Raw genomic sequence first — 3369 nt, forward strand, 5'->3', positions numbered from 1 at the left:
GATATCGCTTGTGTCCGTGACGAATTGGCCGCAGCCCCCCCAGCCCTGCGGCACCGCGGCCGCCGGCGGATTCGGGGCCGGCGTCTGCCCGGCACCGGGTTCGGGGGTGGCGCCGGCGACCGCCAGCGGGGCGACGGAGGACCCACCGAGCAGAAGACCGAATGAAAGCAGCGCCGAGCTCAAGGATCTCAGGCGCGACATGGCTGTCATCGTTGCAGCCCCGGGTACCCGTGGCGGCGCGAAACGGTTACGCCTTGGTCTCGGCCCTCAATCGGCTCGAGTCCTCGCCGAGCGAGCAACCACAGCGAGAAATCCCTCAAAACCTCGCAGCCAGTGGACGTTCGAACGCCAGCTGTACGGCTAGCACTTTGCGCCGCTCGGCGGTGTGGTGCCGCCGACCAGGTAGGCCGTCACGTAGTTGTCGATGCAGCCGTCGCCCTGGAAGACGACCGTGTGCTGGGTTCCGTCATACGTCAGCAGCGAGCTGCGCAGCTGGCTGGCCAGGTCGACCCCGGCCTTGTAGGGAGTCGCCGGATCGTGGGTGGTCGACACCACCACCGTCGGCGCCAGGCCGGGCGCGGAGATGGTGTGCGGTTTGCTCGTCGGCGGCACCGGCCAGAACGCGCAGGTGCCCAACGGCGCGTTCCCGGTGAACTGCCCGTAACTCATGAACGGCGCGATCTCCCGGGAGCGGCGGTCTTCGTCGATCACCTTGGCCCGGTCGGTAATCGGTGGCTGGTCCACACAGTTGACCGCCACCCGCGCGTCGGTGGCGTTGGTGTAGTGGCCATGCACGTCGCGGCGCATGTACATATCGGCCAGGGCGAGCAGGGTGTCGCCGCGGTGGTCGACGAGTTCGGACAGCCCGTCGGTCAGGTGATGCCACAGGTTCGGTGAGTACAGCGCCATGATGGTGCCGACGATGGCGTCGCTGTAGCTCAGCCCGCGAGGGTCGTTCGTCGGGACCGGCCGGCCCACCATCGGGTTGTCGGGGTCGACCATCGGGTCGACCAGGCTGTGATAGACGTCGACGGCCTTGGCCGGGTCGGTGCCCAGCGGGCAGCTCGGTTGCTTCGCGCAGTCGGCGGCATAGTTGTTGAACGCGTCCTGGAATCCCTTGGCCTGGCGCAGGTCGGCTTCGATGGGGTCGGCGTTGGGGTCGACGGCGCCGTCGAGGATCATCGCCCGCACCTTGTTCGGGTAGGCCTCGGCATACGCCGAGCCGATCCGGGTGCCATAGGAGTAGCCGAGGTAGGTCAGCTTGTCGTCGCCCAGCGCCGCCCGGATGGCATCGAGATCCCTGGCGACGTTGACCGTGCCGATGTTGGCCAGAAAATCCTTGCCCATCTTGTCGATGCAGCGGCCGACGAACTGCTTGGTCTCGTCCTCGATGTGCGCGACGCCGGCCGGGCTGTAGTCGACGTTCGGTTCGGTGCGTAGCCGGTCATTGTCGGCGTCGGAGTTGCACCAGACCGCCGGGCGCGACGCCCCCACCCCGCGGGGGTCGAAGCCGACCAGGTCGAACCGTTCGCGGACCCGCTTCGGCAACGACTGGACGACGCCCAACGCCGCTTCGATGCCGGACTCCCCCGGGCCGCCCGGGTTGATCACCAACGAACCGATCTTGTCTCCGGTCGCGGGAAACCGGATCATCGCCAGCGTCGCGGTGTCGCCGCCGAGGTTGTCGTAATCGACCGGCACCGCCAGCTTGCCGCACAACGCGCCGGCCGGGAGTTTGACCTTCGGGTTGGCGGCCCGGCACGGCGTCCACTCCACCGCCTGGCCCAGCTTCGGCTCGGACATGACGGCGCGCCCCACCACCACGCGTTCGCAGCCCGATGCAAGCAGCGCGACGGCGGCGATCGACGTCCAGATCAGCAACGTGCGCGCGCGTGTGCCGCGGCGAGACGAACCCATGCCAACACATGCTGCCAGAGGAAACCTGAGATCGGCGATGAGCGGCACCGTCGGGCGTCCGCCGCGCGCGGAGCATGGCCTGTGTCACACTGCCGCGGCGGTGCAACTGCGCAAAAGAAATGGCAGAATGACACCGTCAGACGAACCCGGGGACCCGCACAGGGCCACGAGGATCGACCCGACCACCACTGGGGACAATGATGTCTGAGCACAACGTTTACGGTGCCAACTCGTCTGCGCCTGCGCAGCCGCTCACCAAGATCCGCACCCACCACCTGCAGAAGATGAAGGCCGAAGGCCACAAGTGGGCCATGCTCACGGCCTACGACTATTCGACCGCCCGCATCTTCGACGAGGCCGGCATCCCGGTCCTGCTGGTCGGCGACTCGGCGGCCAACGTCGTGTACGGCTACGACACCACCGTGCCGGTGTCGATCGACGAATTGATTCCGTTGGTCCGCGGCGTGGTGCGGGGCGCCCAGCACGCCATGGTCGTCGCGGACCTGCCGTTCGGCAGCTATGAGGCCGGGCCCGCCGCCGCGCTGGCCGCCGCCACGCGGTTCATGAAAGAGGGCGGCGCGCATGCGGTGAAGCTCGAGGGTGGTGAGCGGGTCGCCGAGCAGATCGCCTGCCTGACGGCCGCGGGCATCCCGGTGATGGCGCACATCGGGTTTACCCCGCAGAGCGTGAACAGCCTGGGCGGCTTCCGGGTCCAGGGCCGCGGCGACGCGGCGGAACAGACCGTCGCGGACGCGATCGCCGTCGCCGAGGCCGGGGCGTTCTCCGTCGTCATGGAGATGGTGCCGGCCGAGTTGGCCACCCAGATCACCGGCAAGCTGACCATCCCGACCATCGGGATCGGCGCCGGGCCGAACTGCGACGGGCAGGTCCTGGTTTGGCAGGACATGGCCGGCATGAGCAGCGGCAAGGCCGCCCGGTTCGTCAAACGCTTCGCTGACATCGGCGGGGAATTACGCCGGGCCGCAACGCAATATGCGCAAGAGGTCGCCGGAGGCGTTTTCCCCGCCGACGAACACTGCTTCTGATCGGCCGCGCAACCCCGACATAGCCGGCACGCCGTGCCGCGCTCTCAGATGACCGACCCGAGCGTCCCGCCTGGTTGACGACGTTATCCCGGTCACCACCAAACCGCTGAAATGCGTTGTGTGACAGGGATGTACGATTGCTTTACAGAGAAGATTCGGACTCTAAGAGCAAGGGTGAACCACATCGACCGGGGGTATCCTGGTGACTTCGTGCGCCGTCGAACGGTGTTGAAGTTGCCGCTGCTAGTGGCAGGAGGCGTCGCTTTGGCCCACACACCACACGCGTTCGCGCAGCCGCCACGCACGTCGCCGCAGGCAAGCCGCTGGTCACCCGAGCGCGCCAACCGCTGGTATCAAGCGCAGGGTTGGCCGGTGGGCGCGAACTACATCACGTCCAACGCCATCA

At 67.7% G+C, this 3369-nt stretch carries 2 protein-coding genes and 2 pseudogenes; 2 read left to right on the top strand and 2 right to left on the bottom strand.

The features are described 5' to 3' along the window. A pseudogene (locus tag Q0W90_RS23835) lies at positions 1-210 on the bottom strand (alpha/beta hydrolase); the annotation flags it as partial. A gap of 150 nt (positions 211-360) precedes the next feature. Beyond that, positions 361-1917: an alpha/beta hydrolase gene (locus Q0W90_RS23840; RefSeq protein WP_297777072.1), complete on the bottom strand. Its 1557-nt coding sequence runs from the start codon at positions 1915-1917 to the stop codon at positions 361-363. Between the two features lie 200 nt (positions 1918-2117). Here Q0W90_RS23840 and panB point away from each other — a divergent pair, with 200 nt between their 5' ends. Next, positions 2118-2963 (top strand): 3-methyl-2-oxobutanoate hydroxymethyltransferase, encoded by an 846-nt coding sequence (panB, locus tag Q0W90_RS23845; protein ID WP_297777075.1) that lies wholly within the window; start codon positions 2118-2120, stop codon positions 2961-2963. A gap of 210 nt (positions 2964-3173) precedes the next feature. Continuing rightward, positions 3174-3369 (top strand): annotated as a pseudogene (locus Q0W90_RS23850) (1,4-beta-xylanase); the annotation flags it as partial.

The sequence above is a fragment of the Mycobacterium sp. genome, assembly GCF_025933915.1.
Classification (GTDB): Bacteria; Actinomycetota; Actinomycetes; order Mycobacteriales; family Mycobacteriaceae; genus Mycobacterium.

What these genes read in the sequence shown, in the direction of transcription:
- panB (WP_297777075.1), top strand. Translation starts at nt 2,118, where the DNA reads ATGTCTGAGCACAACGTTTACGGTGCCAACTCGTCTGCGCCTGCGCAG.
- Q0W90_RS23840 (WP_297777072.1), bottom strand. Translation starts at nt 1,917, where the DNA reads ATGGGTTCGTCTCGCCGCGGCACACGCGCGCGCACGTTGCTGATCTGG.